The sequence below is a fragment of the Umezakia ovalisporum Ak1311 genome, from assembly GCF_029891685.1.
In the GTDB taxonomy this organism is placed as follows: domain Bacteria; phylum Cyanobacteriota; class Cyanobacteriia; order Cyanobacteriales; family Nostocaceae; genus Umezakia; species Umezakia ovalisporum.
Window position 1 is genome coordinate 1 of the sequence record NZ_JANQDJ010000027.1, and the last position, 24,193, is coordinate 24,193.

The 24,193-nt window shown below is 39.7% G+C and carries 19 protein-coding genes, 1 rRNA gene and 1 pseudogene; 12 read left to right on the forward strand and 9 right to left on the reverse strand.

Going from position 1 to position 24,193, the window contains the following annotated elements; translation table 11 throughout:
* Positions 1–104: 104 nt before the first annotated feature.
* Both rrf and NWP25_RS03830 read left to right on the forward strand, forming a co-directional pair.
* Positions 105–222: ribosomal RNA gene (gene rrf / locus NWP25_RS03825) — 5S ribosomal RNA — on the forward strand.
* Positions 223–686: 464 nt separating this feature from the next.
* Positions 687–1,583 (forward strand): hypothetical protein, encoded by an 897-nt coding sequence (locus tag NWP25_RS03830; RefSeq protein WP_280649568.1) that lies wholly within the window; start codon positions 687–689, stop codon positions 1,581–1,583.
* A 271-nt stretch (positions 1,584–1,854) separates the two neighbouring features.
* Here NWP25_RS03830 and NWP25_RS03835 read toward each other — a convergent pair whose 3' ends face one another.
* From NWP25_RS03835 to NWP25_RS03850, 4 genes are all read right to left on the reverse strand, one after another.
* A complete protein-coding gene (locus NWP25_RS03835) occupies positions 1,855–3,402 on the reverse strand; it encodes a mercuric reductase (protein WP_280649569.1) in 1,548 nt (515 codons plus the stop codon).
* A 68-nt stretch (positions 3,403–3,470) separates the two neighbouring features.
* A complete protein-coding gene (locus NWP25_RS03840) occupies positions 3,471–4,172 on the reverse strand; it encodes a TVP38/TMEM64 family protein (protein WP_374913240.1) in 702 nt (233 codons plus the stop codon).
* Between the two features lie 457 nt (positions 4,173–4,629).
* Positions 4,630–5,403 (reverse strand): SDR family oxidoreductase, encoded by a 774-nt coding sequence (locus NWP25_RS03845; protein ID WP_280649571.1) that lies wholly within the window; start codon positions 5,401–5,403, stop codon positions 4,630–4,632.
* A 69-nt stretch (positions 5,404–5,472) separates the two neighbouring features.
* Complete coding sequence (locus tag NWP25_RS03850; RefSeq protein WP_280649572.1) at positions 5,473–6,402, reverse strand: nuclear transport factor 2 family protein; 930 nt, start codon at positions 6,400–6,402, stop codon at positions 5,473–5,475.
* An 84-nt stretch (positions 6,403–6,486) separates the two neighbouring features.
* On the opposite strand from NWP25_RS03850, the gene murG reads away from it, so the two are divergent.
* From murG to NWP25_RS03865, 3 genes are all read left to right on the forward strand, one after another.
* On the forward strand, positions 6,487–7,566 hold the full coding sequence (murG, locus tag NWP25_RS03855; RefSeq protein WP_280649573.1) for an undecaprenyldiphospho-muramoylpentapeptide beta-N-acetylglucosaminyltransferase: 1,080 nt from the start codon (positions 6,487–6,489) through the stop codon (positions 7,564–7,566).
* 380 nt (positions 7,567–7,946) lie between these two features.
* The gene (locus tag NWP25_RS03860; RefSeq protein WP_280649574.1) at positions 7,947–8,396 is read left to right on the forward strand and encodes a hypothetical protein; all 450 of its coding nucleotides are present in this window, start codon (positions 7,947–7,949) and stop codon (positions 8,394–8,396) included.
* 342 nt (positions 8,397–8,738) lie between these two features.
* Complete coding sequence (locus tag NWP25_RS03865) at positions 8,739–9,665, forward strand: cobalamin-binding protein (protein ID WP_280649575.1); 927 nt, start codon at positions 8,739–8,741, stop codon at positions 9,663–9,665.
* 35 nt (positions 9,666–9,700) lie between these two features.
* On the opposite strand, the gene NWP25_RS03870 is transcribed toward NWP25_RS03865, so the two are convergent.
* Positions 9,701–10,417, reverse strand: coding sequence for a class I SAM-dependent methyltransferase (locus NWP25_RS03870; RefSeq protein WP_280649576.1), 717 nt, complete (start codon positions 10,415–10,417; stop codon positions 9,701–9,703).
* A 246-nt stretch (positions 10,418–10,663) separates the two neighbouring features.
* On the opposite strand from NWP25_RS03870, the gene NWP25_RS03875 reads away from it, so the two are divergent.
* Entirely contained in the window at positions 10,664–11,713 is a 1,050-nt protein-coding gene (locus tag NWP25_RS03875; RefSeq protein ID WP_280649577.1) for a hemolysin family protein, read from the forward strand.
* 285 nt (positions 11,714–11,998) lie between these two features.
* Here the strand turns inward: NWP25_RS03875 and NWP25_RS03880 are convergent, their stop codons facing one another.
* Entirely contained in the window at positions 11,999–14,272 is a 2,274-nt protein-coding gene (locus tag NWP25_RS03880; protein WP_280649578.1) for a RelA/SpoT family protein, read from the reverse strand.
* Between the two features lie 454 nt (positions 14,273–14,726).
* On the opposite strand from NWP25_RS03880, the gene patD reads away from it, so the two are divergent.
* The 5 genes and pseudogenes from patD to NWP25_RS03905 all read left to right on the forward strand — a co-directional run bounded on the left by patD (position 14,727) and on the right by NWP25_RS03905 (position 19,776).
* The gene (gene patD, locus NWP25_RS03885; RefSeq protein WP_280649579.1) at positions 14,727–15,080 is read left to right on the forward strand and encodes a heterocyst frequency control protein PatD; all 354 of its coding nucleotides are present in this window, start codon (positions 14,727–14,729) and stop codon (positions 15,078–15,080) included.
* A gap of 199 nt (positions 15,081–15,279) precedes the next feature.
* Complete coding sequence (locus NWP25_RS03890; protein ID WP_280649580.1) at positions 15,280–16,935, forward strand: dipeptide ABC transporter ATP-binding protein; 1,656 nt, start codon at positions 15,280–15,282, stop codon at positions 16,933–16,935.
* A 346-nt stretch (positions 16,936–17,281) separates the two neighbouring features.
* Positions 17,282–17,815, forward strand: a pseudogene (locus tag NWP25_RS18785) (IS701 family transposase); the annotation flags it as partial.
* 457 nt (positions 17,816–18,272) lie between these two features.
* Positions 18,273–19,409, forward strand: a complete 1,137-nt coding sequence (locus tag NWP25_RS03900; RefSeq protein ID WP_280649582.1) for a ParM/StbA family protein — start codon at positions 18,273–18,275, stop codon at positions 19,407–19,409.
* A gap of 1 nt (position 19,410) precedes the next feature.
* Complete coding sequence (locus tag NWP25_RS03905; RefSeq protein WP_280649583.1) at positions 19,411–19,776, forward strand: hypothetical protein; 366 nt, start codon at positions 19,411–19,413, stop codon at positions 19,774–19,776.
* A gap of 280 nt (positions 19,777–20,056) precedes the next feature.
* On the opposite strand, the gene NWP25_RS03910 is transcribed toward NWP25_RS03905, so the two are convergent.
* Positions 20,057–20,956, reverse strand: a complete 900-nt coding sequence (locus tag NWP25_RS03910) for a hypothetical protein (RefSeq protein ID WP_280649584.1) — start codon at positions 20,954–20,956, stop codon at positions 20,057–20,059.
* An 825-nt stretch (positions 20,957–21,781) separates the two neighbouring features.
* On the opposite strand from NWP25_RS03910, the gene NWP25_RS03915 reads away from it, so the two are divergent.
* Entirely contained in the window at positions 21,782–22,270 is a 489-nt protein-coding gene (locus NWP25_RS03915; RefSeq protein ID WP_280649632.1) for a GNAT family N-acetyltransferase, read from the forward strand.
* 5 nt (positions 22,271–22,275) lie between these two features.
* On the opposite strand, the gene NWP25_RS03920 is transcribed toward NWP25_RS03915, so the two are convergent.
* Together NWP25_RS03920 and NWP25_RS03925 are read right to left on the reverse strand one after the other, a co-directional pair.
* Positions 22,276–23,472: an FtsW/RodA/SpoVE family cell cycle protein gene (locus NWP25_RS03920; protein WP_280649633.1), complete on the reverse strand. Its 1,197-nt coding sequence runs from the start codon at positions 23,470–23,472 to the stop codon at positions 22,276–22,278.
* 313 nt (positions 23,473–23,785) lie between these two features.
* Positions 23,786–23,992, reverse strand: coding sequence for a phycobilisome linker polypeptide (locus NWP25_RS03925; protein WP_280649585.1), 207 nt, complete (start codon positions 23,990–23,992; stop codon positions 23,786–23,788).
* Positions 23,993–24,193 lie beyond the last annotated feature (201 nt).

The window sequence follows — 24,193 nt, forward strand, 5'->3', positions numbered from 1 at the left end:
CAGTAATGTATGCAGCTGAGGTGTACTAACAGACCGAGGGCTTGACCTCTCATTACATTTTCGCGTTACTTGCAGTCTTCAGGGTCTCTGACTCTACAATCTTTCCTGGTGTCTATGGCACGGTGGAACCACACTGATACCTTCCCGAACTCAGAGGTGAAACGCCGCCGCGGCAACGATAGTTTAGGGGTCGCCCTCTGCAACAATAGCTCGATGCCAGGTCTATTTTTATACGAAAGCCTCTTCTTCTATTGAAGGGGCTTTTGTTTTGGCTGAGTTTTAGCCGACTTAGTAACTGTAACTGACTTGAGGCTTTTGTCGCATAAGCTCTGAAAAAAGCCTGAAAAAAGAAAGAAAGATTAGCAAACCAACAAGCCCAATGATTAGCGGTAAGCTTGAAGAAGCACTTAAGGTCCCTCGGTTTTAAACCTGATCATACTTAGTCAAATTCTCTGATCGCATCACTCATTTACCTGCGTTGAGATAACGACAGGCGATCGCTAAGGGGACAAAATATCATCTTAAATAGGTAAATTGTACACCAACGTGAGTTTTAGCAAATAGTGATAAAACTTGCTGATTAACCAAAAAAAGCCTTAATTTTTATGATTTTATTTGGCAAATCATATTTTTATTTGTAAAATCGAAGACAAAGTTAAAATCAGTAAAATAGAGTCTTTAAATTAATGAGTCAGCTAATAAGTCAGGGTGGAACAACTCGCACCAAATTTGAAACGCTGGATCGGATAAATGATATTGCTTGGCAGGCTCACCAAGGTAGTGTAGCTGCAATCATTCAACTATTGAACGAAAAACTAGCTAAGTTCGGGGTTAGAACCAGAGCTATTTTTGCTGATGGTGTTTTACAAATTCTCTGTGAAGCCCCCAAAGAAGAGGAACTTGAGCAATCTATTCTAGTGGAACAAATCCAGCAAATCCTGAATTCCATCTCACCCCGTAATATTCGTCGAGTGAATATTAATAGTCGAATTGTTCGGGAACAACAACTACTTTGGCTCAAGGAAATTTATCGGGATCATCAATTGCTTTGGTCACAGGAAATTACATTAGTTCAGCCACATATCCTGAAGCAGGTGATTACAGATTTGAAAGAAGCGCAAACTGAATTAGTAAAAATAAATTTACCTAAAACAAAACTTTCTCGTTCTTCAGTATTTGTTAAAAATTCATCCAAAAAAAGAATACTAACAGCAGTTGGTTTATGCTCACTTTTGCTAGTTGCTTTGGTTGTATATGCTCAGTTAGGCAATAAATTAATTAATTTTATGCCATTACAAACCTTTAACTCTTTGATGACACCAACAGAAGAAAGTCCACTTCCTGCTGCTAATGACCCTTTTGCAGAAGCTGTGCGAATTGCCAACCAAGCTTCAAGTAGAGGGAAAATAGCTACAACCTCAACTCAGTGGTTAGAATTAGCTGCTCAGTGGCAAAGAGCTGCTGATTTAATGAGTATGGTAGCACCTGACCACAGCCGCTATCAGGAAGCGAAAATCCGTACACAACTGTATCGAAACTATAGTGAGACAGCACAACAACAGGCAGCAATTACCAAACAGTAAGTTATGTCAACCGCATAAATTTCCTAAAGAATATAAGTAATTGTTACTTGATATAGCTTAAGTAACACAGAATATTTTTGCGTGTAAAAACCCTGCATACTCTATCTGCACAGTCAAGGCGTGATTCATCGGGATATCTCTCTAAATAATATTATTCTCACTAGCAAAACAGGACTCAGTGTATTAATTGACGTGGAGGCGGTTAGATCAGTAATTGTTAATATTGCAACGTCAGGTTTCTTACAACAACCCTCCACTTCTAAAACATTGTCTAAGAGAATTTTGTGAGCAACCCTAGCAGTCGTTTTGAGGTGGGTGTCAGTAGTGTGCGGCGATAAGTATCTGCTGCTTTTTTAATCGCTTCTGATTGAGTTGGGTAGGGATGTATGACCCTAGATAGTTTATTCAAACCAACCTTATTCACAATCGCTGTAGTTAATTCACTGATGGTTTCTCCTGCATGACGAGAAACGATTGTTGCCCCCAAGATTGTATCAGCACCCTTTTTGTAATGGATTTTGACAAAACCATCTTCTTCACCATCTGCCATCGCTCGGTCTACGGTACTCAAGGGAATCTTAATTGTATTGACATCAATACCCTGTTCCCGAGCTTCATGTTCATACATTCCCACATGGGCAATTTCTGGGTCAGTATAAGTTACCCAAGGCATAACTAAATTACTGAGTTTATGTCGCCCCCAACCAAACGGTGAAAAGAAAGTATTTTTAATCACAATCCGCGCTGCTGCATCAGCTGCGTGAGTAAATTTCCAATTCATGCAGATATCACCAGCTGCATAAATCTTTGGGTTAGTTGTTTGCAGGTAGTCATCGACTTTCACTCCCTGAAGGTGATCATACTCTACTCCTACCACTTCTAAATTTAAACCTTCCACATTCGGTGCCCGTCCTACACCAACAAAAATTTCATCAACTGTAATCGACGTTTGTGAGCCATTACTGACAAAGTGGATGACCTTTCCTGTGCTGGTCTTTTCTACATTTTTTACTTGACTATTTAAAATTAAATGTATTTTTTCTTTAATAAAAGTATTTTGTATAATTTGTGCGGCTTCCCCATCTTCTTTATTTAAAATATGGGAATCTTTATGAAATAAAATTACGTCAGATCCCAAACGCTGGAAAGTTTGCGCCAGTTCACAACCAATGGGTCCGCCACCAATTACAGCCAAACGTTGAGGAAGTTCAGTCAGTGAAAATACTGTTTCATTAGTGAGAAAACCAGCTTCTGCCAATCCCTGAATTGATGGACGCACAGGTCTAGCACCTGTAGCAATCACAGCTTTTTTAAAACGCAGTTTTTGATTACCAACTTCAACGGTATTCTGACTCGCAAAACAAGCGTTTCCTAAAAAAACATCAACCCCAAAATTTTGAAAACGCGCCGCAGAGTCATGATGGCTGATATCAGATCTAACCTTCCGCATCCGTTCCATAACTTGAGCAAAATCCACTTCTATCCGTTCTGGGGGATGAATACCAAAAGCTTTTGCGCCCCAAATTTCCCCAATTACACGGGAAGAACGAATCATACATTTTGAGGGAACACAACCAACATTTAAACAATCTCCCCCCATTAAATGCTTTTCAATTAAAGCAACTTTTAGTCCCACATCTAAACCTGCGGCTCCTGCTGCTACAACTAATCCAGCTGTCCCAGCACCAATTACTACTAAGTCGTAACAATGAACAGGTTGAGGATTTACCCAATCAAGAGGATGAACATAAGAAACGAGTTTCTGATTATGCTTATCCATTGGTGAAACATTGACTTTTGGCGGTGTTGAATTTGACACGAATAACTCTACCATTAAGATATTTAACTTGCAGCTATGACTAATAATTTGGTTGTCTTAGCCATAAATTACTTGAAAACTTCATTCTCTAAAGCTTTACGAGCAACTTGAGTTACATAAACCGTTACAGCCACCGTGGACAGGAAGCCAATAATGCGAATTCCCCACTGTAAACCAGGGTGATCAAGTTGAGACTCAGTTCCAATTGTGGCAATATTACCAGCCAAGGAACCAATGTAAACGTACATAATTGTTCCAGGAATCATGCCAATAGAACCAACAATGTAATCTTTCAGTGAAACTCTCGTCACACCATAGGCATAATTCAAGAAATTGAAAGGGAATACAGGAGAAAGTCTGGTTAAAAATACAATTTTCAGTCCTTCTCTACCCACTGCTTCATCAATGGCCCGAAATTTGTTGTTATTCGCAATTTTTTTGGCAGCCCAACCCCTAGCCAAATAACGTCCTATTAAAAAAGCAACTGTAGCCCCTATCGTTGCACCAATGAATACATAAAACGAACCCATCACTACCCCAAACAAAACACCACCACCGAGAGTCAGAATTGAACCTGGCAAAAAAGCGACTGTGGCCACAATATAGAGTAGGATAAACGCCAATCCTCCCAGAGCACCAAGACTATGAATCCACTGCAAACCATTTCGCAACCACAGTTGGGGATTAAGTCCTGAAGCATTTTCAGCCAGTTCATGTGCCCAAGCTGGTCTAGATGCCAATGCTAGGGAAAGGCCAAATGTCAGCCCCATCAAAACAACAACTCTCAAAAGCTTGTACCAGTTTTCTATCAAAATATTTATCTTGGTTTGATGGTAGCTGTGGGGAACTATTAAATTAATGTTTTTTATTGCTAGCATAGTTGACCTTCTAATTGTATTATTTATTAGCTAACAATTATTTTTCTTCCCAATCCAATAGTTTTGGCTTACAGTGAAATTCGCCGAAAAAATCACCTCTAAGCTAGCTATAGCCTAAACTAAAAATAAGTAAATCACCAGGGCGCAGGAAACTACTCATCATCCTTATTGGGGTGATTCCTAATCGCTCTGGTGGTTCTTGAGCGGATAAATCCGCTGTAAGGGTATAAGTAAAGGGTTTTAAAAGACTATAATAGCCTTTGGAAGATTATTGTATCAACCCACACATTTTCATTGTCATTTAACAATTTAGGTGGGTGATTATTCAGCAATGTCCCATTGATGCTTCTTAGCTTTGTCGATGAACCAAAGTAGCGCTAGCTTGGTCAACAGGCATAAGTATCAGTTCGTTAATATTGACATGGGGCGATCGCGTAACGCAGAAAAATATCACATCAGCGACATCATCACCTGTGAGAGGAGTTAAGCCTTGGTAAACTTTGTCAGATCGTTTATGGTCACCATAAAAGCGCACATTGCTAAATTCAGTTTCCACCATCCCAGGATCAATAGAAGTCACCCGTACACGAGTTCCCAACAAATCCTGTTTTAAACCTTCAGAAATTGCCCGCACAGCAGCTTTAGTAGCACAATATACGTTACCACCCGGATAAGTTTGATGTCCAGCAATAGAACCTAAATTCACAATATGACCGCGATCGCGTTTCACCATACCAGGAACAACATAGCGGCTGAGATACAGCAACCCATTAATATTAGTATCAATCATTTCCTCCCACCCTTGAATGTCGCCCTCATACAACTTATCTAAACCGCGACTTAAACCAGCATTATTAATGAGAATATCAATATCACTCCAGCCGGGAGGTAAGTTAGCAATAGCATATTCAACCGCCGAGCGATCGCGCACATCTAAATGTAACAAATAAATCTCAACTCCAAACTCTTCCTTGAGATTATTCGCTAGTTCCTGCAAGCGTTCCCACCGTCGCGCCGCTAAAATTAATTTTGCACCCGCACCGGCAAAAATTCTGGCACAAGCAGCACCAATACCACTACTCGCACCAGTAATTAAAATAATTTGATTTTGTAGAGAAATCATGATTCAAACAAAATATTCTAGAGACAAGGGGAGGAGACAACAGTCCCCAATCCTCATTGTCGCTGATTCCTACTTCACAACTTGCATACGCTGAGTCACCATAGTCATTCCATCGCCCCGGAGAATTACTGCAGAAACCCAGAGGTTACCGGGGGTAGATGGTGCGCGTCCCACTTTAAAGAGTCCGCCAGATGTCAACAAGTTCAACTCTACAGATGTGGGATTGAGATATTTACTGACTTGGACTGGTTCTTCTAGTGCCGTTCCTAACAGAAAATCATCCCCCAATGGTTCTTGGACAATGGCATCAAAATTATACTCCTGACCTACTTTAACCTGCTGTGGTAAAACCACATTAACTTGTGGCGGCTTCTTACCAGAGGTCAATAGGCTACGTTCTGACAAAATTTCTTGATACACTATTTTGCCATCTTCAATCCGTTGTCGAGATTTAATAGTGGCATTAAGACTCAAATTATTACTATTAGCGGAAGGTAAACCAGTAATATTAGTTACCGTTTCGGCAATAATAGCTTTGCCTTGAGTTTTCCAAGATTGCAACTGCGTACTGTATTGCACCCGTGGATATCTTTTCCAGAGTGCGATCAAAGATTTTTCTAGAGATGGGAAATTTAATCCATCTTTACTTGTAAACTTGGGACTATATAACTGCATCAGTGCTTTAAGATCCCCCAAGGTTGCTGCTGCGTCTATTTCCGATAACAGATTTTTTAACTCAGTAGGTGCATTGTTGAGGACACTTTTATCTGTTGACATGGGGAAATAAAAATTATGGGAACGGGATTCGCGAAGTCTTTGCCTTAAAGACATCTGAGAGTCTTTGACAGCAGCAGAAACAGGTTGCACTTGTCCTGGTGTCTTGGCTGCAACTGGTTGCAAATTACTAGTTACACCAAGCATCAGCAGAGATAAAAGCAACCAAATACTATGGGGAAATTTCTGTTGGTGTTTGAGTAGCAAGGCAGTAATGTTAATCATTGGGTAAGAGTTTGCTGATTTGAGTAAGAATGTCAGGAAATTGTTTTATCTTAGATAAGCTAGGCGCTAAACGGTAGAGTTTTGATGGCAAACGCACCGATAAAATTATTAATAGCTGCCAGTGGTACTGGTGGGCACTTGTTTCCGGCGATCGCACTGGCTGAGAAACTGCCAGATTATAAAATAGAATGGCTCGGGGTCTCAAATCGTTTAGAAACTCAACTTGTCCCCAAAGAGTATCCTTTGAATACTATTGCAGTTGAAGGGTTTCAGCAAGGATTTGGATTGTCAACACTACGGATCTTGGGTGGGCTGATAGCTGGGATTCAGAAGGTGAGACATATCCTCAAACAAGGGAATTTTCAGGGTGTAGTCACTACTGGTGGTTATATCGCTGGACCCAGCGTGATTGCGGCGCGTTCCCTGGGTTTACCTGTAATTTTTCATGAATCTAACGCCTTACCCGGTAAAGTCACCCGATTTTTTGGACCTTGGTGCAGTGTGGTTGCTTTAGGATTTGCCGAGGCTGGTAAATATTTACCTCGTGCTAAAAAGGCCTATGTGGGTACTCCCGTACGTTCCCAATTCCTTGACCTGGGAATTGATCCATCACTGGATTTACCCATTCCTGAACATGCGCCTTTAATTGTTGTCTTTGGTGGAAGTCAAGGTGCCGTGGCTGTAAATCAGTTAGTGCGTCAGTCATGTCCTGCTTGGCTTGATGCAGGTGCTTATGTGGTACATTTAACGGGCGATCGCGATCCCGAAACCGATAGTCTTAAACATCCCCAGTACACAGCATTACCATTCTATGACAAAATGGCCGCATTGCTCAGACGAGCCAATTTAGCCATTAGTCGGGCTGGTGCTGGTAGCTTAACAGAATTGGCTGTATGTGGAACGCCAGCTATATTAATACCTTACCCCTTTGCTGCCGAAAATCATCAAACATACAATGCAGACGTATTTACTAAAGCTGGTGCAGCTTTAACTTTTGAGCAATCAAAATTAACAACAAACATATTGCAAACTCAGGTTTTAAATTTATTACAATCCCCCACAGAGTTAGCCAAAATGTCAGAAAATGCCAAAGCGATCGCCATTCCTGATAGTGCCGAAAAGTTAGCTTGTTTAGTACGTGAGATAATTGAGATTTATGGATAGTTAAAAACTACCCGCTCACTAAGATGCGAATCACAATGAATAAAACCCCGCGCATACCTCTTGCCAATCCAGTACATTAGGTATGTCGTAAAAAAACGCGTATCTCCTATGTTGCGGTTCGCGTCAGTATACCATCAGCACAAGTTACCATAATGCTGACTAATGATAAATCTACTAGCTGTGTAGAGACAATAATCCGCCCTGTTGTTAGGTTATTCCGAACAATTAAATTACGCAAAAACTTTAATCAAACTTATTACAGAAAAAACGTGACAAATTGACTTTAACGTTGATTTTGTTACAATTACTACATACACTGATTTATCTTCGTCTAATTTTGTTTTACAATTTGTTACTAATCAATCCTGAGGGTTAGCTTTATGAGGAAATTAATCTGGTTTCCCATCATGGGGACTGTGCTCATAGGATGTGCAGAGAAGTTAACCATTAGCAACAGTTCCCAAAACTATATACAGATGGAGCCAGAGGAATTAGAATCTCTTGCTAGCATCCAAGTTGCCCAAACCGCCAACCAAATTGATGAAAAAACAGCATTCAACCTAGTTTGGCAGCTACCATTAGTACAAAGAAAAGCGCGAGAAATTCAACGACTATCCAAAGGAACTATAAGGGTTGCAGCAATTGTTTATGCTTATCCTGTGGCAAATGATCCCTACTACAAAGTTAGAGTATTCGAGGGTGAACCCAAACACGACAACACAATTTATTGGTTCCGTGTTTTGAACACAGGTGAAGTCATTGAAGTGCTAGATGTTATAGATAACAAATACATTACCTTGGAAGAATGGAGAGTGCAATTAAAACCATAGCCATGGTTATCAAAAAATTGGCTTCAAAAGCTGATCCCTTGTGTGGTTGTGTTCCATTTGTGTAAAATGATGCGTGAACTTTTGTCAGAGCAGCATGGAATAGTAAATTTTGAACCGTCGGTGTCATGACCTATTAATCTGCTTCCTGCCAAAAAATAACAGAGAACAAGCTGCTGAAATCTGTTGTCCAAAAAATTAGACTTATATCTAAGAATAAATGATTACTACTTATCAGTGTAAATACTAACTACCAGAACTCTCGGGCATTCACCTAGAGAAAGATACCCTAATTGTTAAAGTTTGTAAGAATTGGAATAATAACAGACTTATTGAGGTATTTCAATGGCAAATAACAGTGTGAGGATTGTTTCTTTGATTCCCGGTGGAACTGAAATTTTAGCCTCCTTGGGATTGACTAATCAAATTGTTGGACGCTCCCATGAATGTGACCACCCTCCAGAAATTCAAAATCGCCCCGTTTGTACCCAAGCACGCTTAGACTCTCATAGACAAAGCCGCGAAATTCACGATGATGTCAACCATTTGATACAATCAGCCTTAAGCATATATGAAATCAAAACCGATATTTTAGAGAAATTAGAACCTACCCACATTGTCACTCAAGACCAGTGTGATGTCTGTGCAGTCAGCCTGGCAGAAGTGGAAAAAGCTGTTGCTACTCTCGTTCACAGCTCACCTCAAATTATTTCCCTAAAACCCACCATTCTTGAGGATGTTTGGCAAGATATTGAGCGAGTCAGTAATATCTTTAGTGTAGACTCAGTTAAGGTTTTAGAAAATTTAGAAGCTCGTGTGACAATTTGTCGGCGCAAAATCCAAGGGCTTTCCTTAACAGAGTTACCCAGGGTTGCTTGTTTGGAATGGACAGACCCTTTAATGACAGCTGCGAATTGGATTCCCGAACTAGTTAATTTGGCAGGAGGTCAAGCACAGTTTAGTGTGACAGGTCAGCCCTCTAGTACCCTGCAGTGGGAAACACTGTTAAAGAACAATCCAGATATCATCATTTTTATGCCCTGTGGCTTTGATTTAAATCGGACTCGTCAAGAAGCTCAATTATTCAGTCAACGTCCAGATTGGCAAAAACTTCACGCCACCCAAAGTGGCAGAGTTTACATTACTGATGGTAATGCCTACTTTAACCGTCCAGGGCCACGACTAGCAGATTCTCTAGAAATTTTGGCAGAAATTTTGCATCCGGAAATTTTTGATTATGGATATAGAGGAACCGCCTGGGATACTATTTGATATTTTGATTTATGGCTTTTGCCCAGGCGCGCTTTTCAAAGCCAACCAGCAAACACAGCTAAACCGTAATATTTCCAAGGTACTACCACGATCTTAAATCCAGATATGGTCAGCATTTGCAAATGAGCATCTAAAGTAGCAAGTTGGTCTTGGCTAGAGTGTCCTTTTTGACTGCTACTGCCAAGTTTAGCCCGAACCTGTGTTAAAGTAATTCCTTGTTCCATTGCCCATTCCTCTCGTACTGTCTGGTAAACTTCTTTGAGGAGAGGCGATTCCGGTAATATCGGGTCTGCATTGCAAAAATAACCGCCTTGGTTCAGACTCGCAGCAATTCTTTGAAATAACTTCAGCTTCATTTCATCATTGAGGTGATGAATGGCTAAAGATGACACACAAGCATCAAATTCGCCACCAATATCAAACTTGTCTGGAGTTTCTGCCCATTCACCAAAGTCTGCTTGTATACCAGTCCACTGTTGTCGATATCCAGCAGATGTAACTTTTTTACAGGCATGTTCTAACATTCGCGGTGAATAATCTACACTCATAATTTGGGCATGGGGAAAGCGTTGGAAGATTTTGAGAGTCAGTTCTCCTGTGCCGCAGCCTAGTTCTAAAACCCGGCGAGTTGTGGTAGAAAGACATCGGGTAATTGCCTCTAACATTTCATCATATCGGGGTAAAAGTTGACGAATGCCCTTGTCGAAATCCACAGTGTTGGCGAATACTTCTCCGGGAAATATTTCCTGCATAGGAATTGAATAAATAAAATAATTGACATACCTCTAAAGCATAGCTTTAGTGGCTTGTTCCCAGATATTGCTAAAATGGCATAATCGTATATTTTTGTTATCACTAATGCAAGACGGCGGAAGTAAACCACCATAAAAAACTACTCAACAATCGACAAGAGGATTCTTTTGACTTTTGATTTTTGACTTTTAACTTCCATTTAGCCGTACTAACCCAAAATTTTCTTCCCAAATTTGGGAACCTATATGTTTCAGCTTCTGATAATTGTTTTTGTTGTTATCTTAGGTTCAGCGATTTGTTCTAGTACAGAAACAGCTTTATTTTCTGTTTCTCCCGTCAGAGTTAGACAATTAGCCCAATCAAATCACCCCGCAGCCCTTGCACTCTTGGCTATTCGGGAAAATATGAATCGACCTATTGCAACCATTGTAATTATTAACAATATTTTTAATATTGTTGGTAGTATTGTCACAGGCAGTATTGCTAGTCAAGTATTAGGAGATACTTGGCTTGGTATCTTTTCGGGAATGTTTACGTTTTTAATTATCATCTTTGCAGAAATCATTCCTAAAACAGTGGGAGAGCGCTATTCTGAACGAATCGCCATGTTGACGGCTTTACCTGTTACTGGACTTTCTATTGTTTTCACACCCTTAGTTTGGATTATAGAAAACTTGACTGCGCGGTTTTTTAAGACCAAAAAACGACCAACAACTAATGAGGCTGAAATTAAGCTGCTGGCGAACATTGGTCAGCAAGAAGGGATTATTGAAACCGATGAAGCCGAAATGATTCAACGGGTGTTTAGATTAAACGATGTCACAGCAGCAGATTTGATGACACCGCGCATCATGGTAACATATCTACGTGGTAACTTGACTCTCGATGAAGCAAAAAAAGATATTATCTCCTCCCAACATACACGAATCATAGTAGTTGATGAATCCATTGATCAAGTAATTGGATTCGCCTTAAAGCAGAATTTACTCACTGCAATGGTTGAAGGCAAAAATCAAGAAAAAATTGCTAATTTAGCTCGCAAAGTTCACTTTGTTCCGGAGATAATTCGGGCAGATAAATTAATGAAAAACTTCATTGCGGCTCGTGAACATCTAGCTGTAGTAGTTGATGAATATGGCGATGTGGCCGGTGTTATCACCTTGGAAGACGTACTGGAAGTGATCACCGGTGAAATTGTCGATGAAACCGATAGAACAGTTGATTTACAAGAAATTGCCAGGAAAAAGCGAGAAAAAATGTTGCAGTCTATTAGTAATGTTGTTAATACTGGTTGACTAGGGTTTGCTGAAAAAGTCGTTAAAAAACAACGGAAGAGTTGAATAGGCAGTGAGGGAGAAGTAAAGACAAGTTTTGGTTGTTTAAAGTTAACCAAAACATCTCTCTCATCTACAGCACAATCTCAGCTTCAGCGGTATGGTAGCATACCGTGAAGTAGATTAGTAAAGATTTCACTATAAATCTTTAGATGTTCTGTTTACAGATTAAACCCTTGTACAGACGTTCCGAACGTCTCCTACCCCCTCACCCTACCAAAACAGAAACACCGTATTTATCTTTGCCTAGGATTCTTCATCAAGTTGACCAACACGACGGATATTTAAAATGTCACTCATTTTTTTTATTTGAGTAAACACTTGCTCCAATTGCAAGCGATCGCGTATATCTACTCCCAAATCAATCAACGCAGGTTGACCAATAGAAGTTTTCACCTGAGCATGACGCACATTGATCCCCTGGTCACTCAACCGAGATAAAATATCCTTCAATACCCCCACCCGGTCAAGGGCTTCGATTTGCACATTCACCGGGTAAGTCAGAGGACGGCTGATATGTTCTGTGGCTGGGTTCCAACTAACAGGTACTAGGCGCTCAAACTCCACACTTTCTAAGTTATGGCACCCTTGGCGATGGATGGAAATCCCCCTCCCCCGGGTGACCACACCAATAATTGGTTCACCAGGTATGGGAGTACAACACCCAGCTAAGTGGTACACCAATCCTTCCACACCAATAATCGGTGAATCACAAGGACGCAAACTAGCGGGATTTCCATCTCGCAAAACTTTTGATGTAGGTGCTTCTTTCGGGCTAAATAGTGGTATCACATTCGTTGGTTGTTGTTCCTTAGCTACTTCTCGCCAACGATTTAGTACCAAATTGAGAGTAATTTCACCGTAACCCAAATTAGCCAGTAAGTCTTCTACGCCGTGATAATTACATTTTTCCGCTACAGTTTGCATTGCTTCGGATTTCAGCAAATTATCAAAACCAGTTTTACCCAGTTCCTTTTCTAATAACTCTCGTCCACGAGCCACATTTTCATCTCGGCGCGATCGCTTGTACCATTGTTTAATCCGATATTTCGCCGCAGAAGTCCTGGCAAAATTCAACCAATCCAAACTAGGATGGCTATTCTTTTGGGTAAGAATCTCTACAATGGCGCCATTTTGCAACCGAGTTGATAACGGTACCATACGACCATTGACCCGGGCCCCTGCACAGTGGTTACCCACTTCAGTATGAATATGATAAGCAAAATCTATACAGGTAGCACCGGGACTCAAAGGTACAACATCCCCCTTAGGGGTGAAGACATAAACATCATCTTCAAATAAATTATCTTTGACACTATCAAGATACTCTTGAGCGTCCTTGAGATCACTTTGCCATTCCAGTAGATGCCTTAACCAAGTAAATTTTTCATCTGTAGTGGTAAATTGACTAGTAGAACCACCTGTTTCCTTGTACTTCCAATGGGCTGCAATCCCATATTCAGCTACATGATGCATTTCTACAGTACGAATTTGGATCTCCAAAGGACGACCACTCAGCCCAATCACTCCAGTATGCAAGGACTGGTAACGATTAGGCTTGGGCAATCCAATATAATCCTTAAATCTAGAAGGAATCGGGCGAAAAGCATCATGAACCACTGCCAAAGCCCGGTAACATTCCTCATTAGTTTGGACAATAATCCGCAGAGCCGCCAAATCGTAAATTTCATGAAATTCTTTTTGCTGCCTTTGCATTTTTTGATAAATGCTATAAAGGTGCTTGGGGCGACCACTAATATCCTGACAGTGAATCCCCGCTTGCTGCAAACGTTCCCGCAGCATTTCTGTCGTTTTGGCCAATTTTTCTTCCCGCGCCGCCCGCTTTTCAGAAACATACTCTTGTATTTGGCGGAAAGCCTCTGGTTCCAAGTATTTAAAAGACAAATCTTCCAATTCCCACTTTATCCGCCACATTCCCAAGCGGTTTGCTAACGGGGCAAAAATATCCCTAGTTTCCTGGGCGGTGCGGCGGCGGCTAGACTCAGACATATATTGTAGAGTTCGCATATTATGCAAACGATCTGCCAATTTCACCACAATCACCCGAATATCCTGGGCCATGGCCAAAAACATCCGTCGGAAGTTTTCCGCTTGGCTTTCAGTTTTACTAGTGAAATTTATTTTAGACAGCTTGGTAACACCTTCAACCAATTGCCGGACTTCAGCCCCAAAATGTGCTTCTATTTCTTCCCCTGTGACATCTGTATCTTCAATCACATCATGAAGAAATCCAGCTGCTATCATAGCAGGACTCCCTCCCAAATCTCGCAGCAATCCAGCCACCGCCACGGGATGACTAACAAACAATTCTCCCGATTTGCGGTATTGACCCTCATGCAGTTGATAAGCAAATTCAAAGGCCTTACCAATTAATACTTCATCATCGTACCCTCGGTTTTCTTCGGGTTCGCCCTTATAGGCTAATGATTCACGTAAACATTTCTGAAGCCATTCCGGAAGGGCGAGATCAGTTGTGGAATTTACAAGTATGCTGCTCATACAATAGCGATTACAGGTGATTGGTAAATAAGTTAATGATCAAGGGAATAGAGAGCGTCGCGGGCATAAAATCCTACCTGCAAGACACGAGTAAGAAATGAAAATGATTTTATAATTGCCTATGGTAACTATGCATACCAAGATTAAAAAATCATATTATGTTCAGTAAATTACTTGTGATCTGTCAAAAACGAATGGAACAAGGCAGAAATTTCCCCTAGGGTGCCCCAGAGCTTCTAGCAATCGCAATGACTTTGAGATTACTTCACCCTGCTATGGCTAGGTTGGTAATGACAAGTATTTAATCGAACATGATATCATAAGGCGGAAAATCCATTTATTTAAAATTAAACTCCAAACTATGATTTGAGGCTTATGCTTTGAATAAGGAGTTGGGAAAATTTATTGTAAAAGATAATTTTCTTGACATCAATACTATCTTAACTAGTACCGGATGTGTTTAAATCTTGAGAAATATCAGGCTCTAGCGACTTTGCTAGAGCAACTCCATTTTGATCTCAACACTACCGCAGTCAATACACCTGAACTACGAAAAGCTGTAGCCTTCTTGCAGCAATTCTTTCGCGAGCAGATTGTCCCTTTGCCTGATGTAAGTTCCCGTATACAGTCTTATCAGACAGAAATCAGTAAGCATCTACGTTTGTTGGAAATTGATGTCATGTTTCTCCAAGGTTCGCGGCAAGCATCCACTGCCAAACAAAGACTCAAAACCATCAGCCATCGCCTCACAACTCTTATTCAATACTGTCAAGGTATTCTTGAAGAAGAGCCAAAGAACGAAAAATAACAATTGTTACGTTTTGCGTTACTGCTGAGATTGTCTCATTGTTGTCCAGGGAAAACTGTTATTTTTGTAACAACTAAAGCTACAGTATTGAAGCCGCGAGGAAATAGAAATTATGCCGAATTTACCTGTAACATTTTCCTGTCTTTACCAAGGAAAAAATTTAAGGGCGAAGTTCTGATCACAACTAGGCAAATAACATATGAGTCAAGCTTTATTTTGTATAGAGAATCTGCGTGTTGCTTATCCTCAGCCTCACAACGAAACCACAACTTGGGCAATCAATGATGTATCTTTCACCTTACAACCAGGCGAAACAATGGGTTTAGTGGGAGAGTCTGGTTGTGGTAAATCCACCTTAGGAAGAGCTGCTATGCGCTTGTTACCTCCCTTCAGTCGCGTGGAGGGGCAAGTGACATTTCAGGGAGAATCAGTGTTAGATTTAATGCCTCACCAGTTGCGTAAATTTAGAGGGGAAGCCATCGCCTTAATTTTTCAAGATCCCATGACACGCCTTGACCCTTTGATGACTATTGGTCAACACTGCATCGAAACCCTGCAAGCACACTTACCAAAATTATCAACTAAGGAAGCCAAAGTACAAGCGATCGCCACTTTAGAAAAAGTTAATATTCCTGCTAGTCGTTGGTATCAGTATCCTCATGAATTTAGCGGTGGAATGCGCCAACGAGTAGCCATCGCCTTAGCTTTACTTCTCAACCCTAAATTAATCATCGCTGATGAACCCACCACCAGTTTAGATGTCACTGTTTCGGCCCAAATTCTCCAAGAATTAACCCGCCTATGCAGTGAAGAAAATATGGCGCTGCTGTTAATTTCTCACGATTTAGCCATGGTGGGCGAGTATTGCCATCGCATCGGTGTTATGCATCAAGGGAAAATAGTAGAAATGGGTGCAACTAAAACTGTATTGAGACAACCTCAACATGAATACACCCGCTCCCTGTTAAAAGCAGCTTTGCATATTCAAACAGTAGATGAAAAAATTACAGAGTTGGCAGTGGATAATCAGGAACAAAGGTCTTTGTCGCCAATCTTGCGGATTACAGAACTACGACAACACTACACGATAGAAGCGAACTTTATTCAAAAAATCCGGAACAGACAACAGCAAACAATTAAAGCCGTAGATGGCATTAACCTAGAACTGTATCCGGGAGAAATTTTTGGATTAGTTGGCGAATCAGGTTGTGGCAAAAGTACACTTTCCAAAACAATATTACAACTCATTCGTCCCACTGCTGGCAAAGTTGAATTTTTAGGACAAGATTTAACGACTTTATCGCGTCCAGAAATTCGTTCTTGGCGGCGACAAATGCAAATGATTTTTCAAGATCCCCATGCTTGTCTTAACCCTGTGATGACAGTGGGACAAAGTATCGCTGACCCATTATTTATCCATAATCTTGCCGATGCAGAAAAAGCCAAATCAGAAGTTTCGTGGATGCTGGAAAAAGTCGGACTAACACCGCCACAAATTTATTATCAACGGTATCCATCGGATTTATCTGGGGGACAACAGCAACGAGTAGCCATCGCCCGCGCCTTAATTACTCGTCCCAAACTTTTAATCTGCGATGAACCTGTGAGTATGTTGGATGCTAGTGTGCAGTCACAAGTAATTGATTTAATGTTAGCCTTGAAGACGGAATTTGAGTTAACATATCTTTTTATTACCCATGACTTGTGGTTAGCGCGGTTCTTATGCCATCGTATTGCCGTGATGCATAGTGGCAAAATTGTGGAACTAGGTAACACAAAACAAATTTTTACCCATCCTCAACACCCCTACACAAAAACCTTATTAGCAGCAGCCCCCCTACTGGCGCGTGTTTAGAAAATTAATCAACAGATATCTTGCAAAAGTCAGTTAGGCAGATCCAGTTTTGTGCGGATTTATACGAATATGTAATATTTTTCCAGAAGTTAGGACTTACGGAACTGGCACAGGCGATGGAAAAATTAAGGTACATTTGTATTATATAAGTGACGGAAGTAGCACAGGGCAATACCTAGTTTAGTTGATAGTACAAAAGTATGAATAAAACGGGATTCCGATAGCATAGCGTGGAGTTAGGCATAAGCTTTGTCTTGGTAATAGAACGTCGCTGTCTGGAAAAAAGGATTGAAATATTGATGAGAAAATGGGTAGAGGTTGTATGAGATAAATGTTAGTAATAAGCATGAGATTTACAAAATTGAACTACTGCCAATATTTGTTAAGCAGTCAAATTAATTATACAATTACCAATTTAGCAGAGCATTTAGAGCAGATTAGCCATGATGCAATTAATTATTATTTGAGGAGAGAAAACTTAACACCTCGGTTAGTATGGGAAAATGTGAAAGAAATGGTTGAACCAGATGCTAATGGTTACATCATATTTGATGATAGCGTTTTAGACAAAAGATATTCTCAAGAGATAGAGATAGTGAGGAGACAATATAGTGGTAACGAACATGGCCTACTCGAAGAAATTGGTATAGTTAGTCGTGTGTGTGTAAATCCTAAATTTAAAAGATTTTAGGTAATAGATTACCGCATTTTTAATCCTGATGTGGATGGTAAAAACAAGATACATCATGTGAAAGATATGCTGGAAAACCTGGTGTATCAAAAGCTTTTACCGTTCGATACTGTTTTGATGGACACATGGTATGCGGTACACAGTTTAATGATTTATATTAATAGTTTAGAGAAAGTCTATTATTGTCCTTTTATGTAATTATTTAATTCAGCAACTTAAACGACCAAATATTCCCATGTGCTTGGTTTGATTTAAATTTTCGCGTCGCGGGGATATATATGCCCGCTCCCTATTTGTACGAGTTGAGTAAGTCCTGCGGAAGTATATGTATATATATACAATATAGATACATATATATTCACTGAAGCGCATAAGGTAAAAAACCCGATTTGCCTTGACTTGGGTAAGGTAATATGTATTACTGAGAAGGATAGTTACCCAAATATTACCGGGCTCTATTAAAGTATTTGCCAATCCAACTAACCATATTAGATTTGTTTAACTCATGCTAATTTAGGCTTTAGTTGATAGAATTAACGCGGTTAGTAAGGTTACTGATATGCCTTAATTCTGAAATTTAGTTAAGGTTGTTTAAATTTATTGTTTTTTTGCCAACCCGTACAAATATTGAGGTATAAATTAACACATGGCTAGAGATGTCAGCTTCCAAAAGTTCAAACTAGATGAACTTAACGACCAACTTCCTGCAGAATCTGAGTTAGAAGTGCAAACGGAGGCGAATACACGGGCTTCCATTCAAAGTGGCTTGTCAAAAGAAACGGAATTTTTAACCGCTCCTGCTCAAAAAACAGCCATTGAAGTCGTTTTTGACCCTGGTAACCGCTCAATCCTTCTGTTCGATGGTAAGAATATCATCAAGCTAGCATCTTTATATGCTTGGCTATCTGGGAATCGTAAACCAACACGCATGAATGATCAGTCATCTTTTGTAGAGATTCACACATCAGAGGGTAGCCCTGAATACAACGGAATTCGCTATGTTATCGGCGAGGCTGCATCAAGACAACCCAGGTATGAAAGGGTATACAATCGGCCTAAATTTGATGAATGCTTGCTTTATTTGCTGCCATGCATCGGTAAACTTTTTCCCAATGAGAAACAAGTGACCCTAGTAGTGAAAGTCAATGCCACAGAAGCGGAACTTTATCAAAATCTTCTAGAGCGAAAGCTCAAGGGAACTACAGAAGCTACCATTGACGGGCAGGATATCTCAATAAAAGTGCAGTCTGTTACTGTTTTTGAGGAAGGTTTGGGAGCTTGGTATCTGCTCAATGATCGTGAACCTCAAATTAAAGGTCAGTATACGGGAGTTCTGAATTTAGGGGGAGCCACCATTGATTCCATTTTGGTGGAGTATGATGGCTATGTGTTAGCAGAAGCAAGTTTGAGAAGTCCTAAAGGGGGTACATTTGACCTCGCCACAGAAATTAGACGGGTTATTACGGCTGACAGAGCAGATATGGCTTACTTAGAAGCAGATGCCATTATGAATTGCCTAGAGTTTAGGGACTATATCATTGATGGGTATGACTTTTCTGCCATTGTGCGAGATGAAATAGACAATTGGTTTAAGTCGGTGATGGGCAAAACTCAGGCTGTGTGGTCTAGCTACTTTCATAAAATTTCTCGCTATATTCTCACTGGGGGTAGTGCTTATCTAGTTGTTGATAAAGCGTCTCGTTCGTCCAAGTTCCATGTTACTCCTAACCCTGTATATGATAATGTTATAGGTCTGTATGGAAGACAAAAGATTAATAATTAACATGGATTTGGTAAGACAAAAAATTTCCCGGCGTAGGCTGCAAAAACGCCGGGGTTCTAAAAATGTCTGGAGTATGACTGCTACAATCAAGGAAGAAAATTATGAGCTAGTACTAACCGAAGGTGACAGAACCGAAACGGATAGTGTATCCAAAGTCGTTAATCGTGCATTAGTCCTGATGCAGAGACTAATGGACTCCACGCAAACTGATACATTTTCCGCAGCTATGGATAGCGCTCTTCATCTGGTTAAACACGCTAATTTACATACTGTAAAAGAGCCTGAGAAGGTTTTACCTCAACCAAATAACAATTCCCAGGCAAACAGTGATTTTATTGACCCTGATTTTATGAATGTTATGGAGTAGTTTATCACTTAATTCTCACTAATTAGCCAGACTTAATAAGACTACTTATCTGCCGTCACACCTCCTAATTTGGCAAACTTCAAGGAAATAGTTAAAAATAGTGAATGTAGGTGAGCATTACGTTCCAATACATAAGTAAAACTAATTACTAAAATATATTTTAGAAATGACCTTTTCATCACATTTCGTCAAAGGTAAATTGCTGATATTATTTCGACCATCACGGCATAGGCTGAAGTGAGGTTTTATCCAACTTAACAGGTCGCAAATTAACACAAAATTAATTTTTGTCTTCAATTAGGTTAGTTGAATTTCCACTTGTGCCATACAGTTCTACAAATCTTTTAAAGAGTAGCAGACTTGCATTATTAGAAAACTTGCTTAATTTGAATAAACGCTCAATATTTTTGTTAGCTAAATTGCGTAAATAAGGTAAATCTTCAAGCAAAGTCAAACAACAAGCAAAATGTAATACTATTTGCAGCAGTGGTTTAGGCCAATTTAAATCGCTGTAAATATCTATAAATAACTGATGTTCTTTATCAGTTAAAGGAAAAGCTTGAAATATTACAATTATTCTTTTATTATTGTAAACTGGTATACTTAACTCAATGGTATAAGGCGTATGTAAGATTAAATCCACCTCTACAATCGGTTTTCTCCAAATTCTCAAAGGATTAGCCGGAGAATTCAAAATTGTTTTAAATTTAATGATTCCACCAATATTTGTAGGTTGAAAATAACTCACATTGACAACTTTTAAATTATTCAAGCTAAAGTTATGAACTGTTTCTAAATGTTTTAAATTCAACAAATGATAAATTTGGCAAAGGTAAGGAAAAGGTAAAATATACTCTTGGCTGATCATGTGTCGTTTTTTTAAACCAAGTTTATTAACGTGGAATTGATTATCTTTAATTTCAGGTTTTAAATACAGCCAACTCAAAAAAAACAAACTGTTAGTCAAGACATGAAAAACTTCTAAACTAGATAAATATCCATCAGCAAATGCATCTAAACTTTTATCGGCTATTCCCAAAACCCAAGCAGGAATACCTAAAAGCCAAACTCCAGTTTTTAATTTACTGAAAAATAGGGCTACATCCAAGTTTACACTCGAATCTTTCTCACTCTTATGTTCTTCAGAAGTTTCAGGATTTTTGACTAAATTATTAGACATAAAAATCTAGGCGTAAATTTTATAGACTACTAAATTAATCCTAGATATGGCTAATAGAAATAACCTCTACCTTTAGTGCAAATGAGTTATTCAATAGTTTGAAATATCGAGAATTTATTTGTAACTATAGTTACAAAAATTTAGCCCCAAATTTAATTCTAAGAAAATCCTAAATTTTGATGTTGTAGACATATTCTGAGAACAAGTTATAGCTAGTATAACCCAGGGAAATATAGATTTTTGCTGGGTTATGGACATTAGCTCTCACAAACCATAGATATTACCTTTATGAGGTTCAGCTACTTACAAGTGCTACCCACATTTGTAAGTACTAAGAAAGAATTAACCTCAGATCAATTTGTACCTACCAGACTGGGAAACTCCATAACAGCGGTATATATAATTGGGAAAAAATATTTATTATTCCTGCTATCACAGATTTATCTGTTTCTCTTGGATGAATTATCCACAAATCAAAACTTCAGTTTCTCCAAGAAGCAAAGGCAAATTTGACTTACATCTTGCACCTGAGCCAAGGAAGGCATAATTAGAATTTTTGAGTCTGGAGAGGTAAACATATTCTTACACAATCGCACTTGAAACTAAAAAAGCGGTTTTTCACTGTTTTAGCATCTGTAATTGAGGTTTCTAATTCAATACAAACTACATCAAGAAAATGCACCAGATTTTTATTTTCATGAGCATATTTCAGTAATGTTCCCTATATCTTCTCCATTTATTCTGATTACAAATAATTTATGCTTTTGGTATTACTTTTGGTATTATTTTATGTGTTTTCTCAAATTTCATCCCCAAGAGCAGCTAATGACCATCCGCAATGCGAACGAAACTGATTTACCGGCAATAGTGGCAATTTATAATGCAGCAATTCCCAGCCGTAAAGCAACAGCAGATTTAGAACCTGTCTCTGTACAAAGTCGCCTGGCTTGGTTTCAAGGGCGAGGGCCTTTACAAAGACCAATTTGGGTGATAGAAAAGGAACATATAGTTGTTGGGTGGCTGAGTTTTAAATCATTTTATGGCCGGCCAGCCTATGGTGCCACTGCCGAAGTTAGTATTTATATTGCCCCTTCTGTCCATCAATGTGGTTTAGGAAGCCGACTTCTCGCCCAGGCAATTAAAGCAAGTCCCAATTTAAGAATAAAAACACTTTTGGGCTTTATTTTTGCCCACAATCAACCGAGTCTAAAGCTATTTGCCAAATTCGGGTTTCAACAATGGGGACATTTGCCACAAGTGGCAGAACTTGACGGCGTAGAAAGAGATTTAATAATTATGGGACTGCGAATTTAGGATTTTTATCTTTTTTGAAACATCCTATGCCGACGAAAGTTTTCAGACTGGGGTTTTCGTAGTGGTACAACCTCTGCTTCACTACTCTCACGGGCTACCCGAATCAACAAACCTGCGCCGAATAAGCTAGAAATCATGGAATTACCACCATAGCTAAACATGGGCAAAGGTAAGCCTGTGGTGGGTAATGCACCTGTAGCAACAGCAATATGCAGTAATGATTGTCCTATAATTACAATTGTAATTCCCATCGCTACTAAGCGATTAACTATGGTCTTGGCCTTTAATGCCACAACTAATCCTAGGGTAGCGAACAAAGCCAAAAGAAACAACAACACAATACTCCCCACAAAGCCAAATTCTTCAGCGAAGACAGCAAAAATAAAATCAGTGTCTTGAATTGGCAAATAAAACAGCTTTTGCTGGGACAGTCCAAACCCAGCGCCCCAAGTTTGACCAGAACCCACTGCTAACAAACTTTGTACTAATTGGTACCCATCACCTGTAGGGTCAGCCCAAGGATTAAGGAATGACATCACACGTTTGCGCTGATACTCTTTCAGGCTAATACTAATTAACGCTAACATTACCCCACCAAATGCCGTTCCTGCCAAATATTTGTAAGGTAATCCAGCGGCCAAAGCAATTAACCAAATAGTCATCCCACACAATGCAGCTGTACTTAAGTTAGGCTGTGCCAAAATTCCCAACAACACTACACCAAAAATACCCAACCAAGTTAAACGCACCGCCCAACTCAACCGATTCCACTGGCTGAACAGTCGCGCACTTTGCAATACCAAAAACGGTTTAATTAACTCTGAAGGTTGCAAGGGAACTGGCCCAATAGCTATCCAACGTGCTGCATCAAAAGCTTTTTTACCTACTCCTGGCACTAATGTAGCGAATATTAACAGCAAAAACACCGCTATAAACCAATGAGTCTTAGCCAAAACTTTCCGTAAAGGAAGATGGACAATTATATTAAACCCTATCAGGGCAAAGAATACCCAAATAAGTTGCCGCTTAAAATAGTAAAGTCCATCACCTTGACGCCCATCAGCCACAGGATAGGATGCTGAAAACAGCATCACTAATCCCACAAACAGCCACGTCAACGTTAGCCAGCGCAGTAACCGCGCCTCTAATGCCCAAGTGGAAACAGAATCATCAAAAACTGGAATCAGGAAACGTAGATTCACCATTAGCTACAAGTAATAACTCACAACTTATAACTCATAATATGATCTACTGTTTGCACAGCACCCTTAAAATCAGGTAACACCAACCGCTTTTTTACTGTTTCTGCCGGTTTTCACAACATTCTCACACCAGCGATCGCTTGTTCAATATCCTTAACATAACTTTTCTCAGTCGTGCAGCAATTCTACCCCAACCACCACCAAAACCCGAAATTAACCAATTTTTATGCACTCCACATTTAACAATCCCCTACAAAAAAGAGGTCTTTCTCGACCTCTTGACAACTCCCTAGAATGATGTCCCTTATATTAACTACATCAACCCAGCGTTAGTACCTTGCTTACCAGTTGCTAATTCTACCTTCACAATTTTGCCTCCCATTTTTTGAATCCGTTGCTGTTCACGGAACCAATTCTCATAAGGAACTAGCTTAGTGAAGTAAGTATTTTGCAACTCTCTTTGGGTACGAATCCGAGTTTGGCTGGGTACACAAGCAGTAATTTTAAATAAACGCCCCATATTTTATATCTCCTATGGTGATTGTGAAAACTTTTTTTATTTCAAAAAAAAATGGGAGTGCATATTTTATCAAAGTATTTAAATTAACCACTCCAAGTCCGGAAATTAACTATCAACACCAGACCGCTAGCACTCATTGAAAACATAAGCAGTAGAACGTTCTAGCACTCACAATTAATTTCCAGACCTCAATCAAGCCAC